Genomic DNA, 352 nt, shown 5'->3' with positions numbered 1-352 from the left:
TGGCTTTACCTGAAGGGTGTTTCAACCGGCGAGATGGAAGAGGCGCTGTCCATACTGGTTGGCCCGGAAGGGAAAGGCCTTTCTGCCAGTACGGTGGCTCGCCTGAAGGGGCAGTGGAAGAATGAATACGATACTTGGCGAGCCAAACGACTGGATAAAGATCACTGGGTGTACATCTGGGCAGACGGCATATACAGCGGTCTGCGTTCAGAAGAAAGCAAGCTCTGCGCACTGGTTGTGATCGGCGTAAACGAGCGCGGAGAAAAGCACTTTCTGGCAATTGAAGACGGTGAGCGTGAATCGACGCTGAGCTGGAAAGGCGTATTGGGTAAGCTGAAAGAGTGCGGTATGA

At 53.7% G+C, this 352-nt stretch carries 1 protein-coding gene; it reads left to right on the top strand.

What is annotated here, in order from left to right; genetic code table 11:
- Nucleotides 1-352, top strand: a 352-nt coding sequence (locus MO867_RS22780) for a transposase (RefSeq protein WP_252473417.1), incomplete at both ends; no start/stop codon positions are given.

Origin of the sequence: Microbulbifer okhotskensis, from assembly GCF_023895975.1 — a bacterium.
In the GTDB taxonomy this organism is placed as follows: Bacteria; Pseudomonadota; Gammaproteobacteria; order Pseudomonadales; family Cellvibrionaceae; genus Microbulbifer; species Microbulbifer okhotskensis.
Note: the sequence above shows the minus strand (reverse complement) of the source record. Positions and strands in the feature narration are given on the sequence as shown.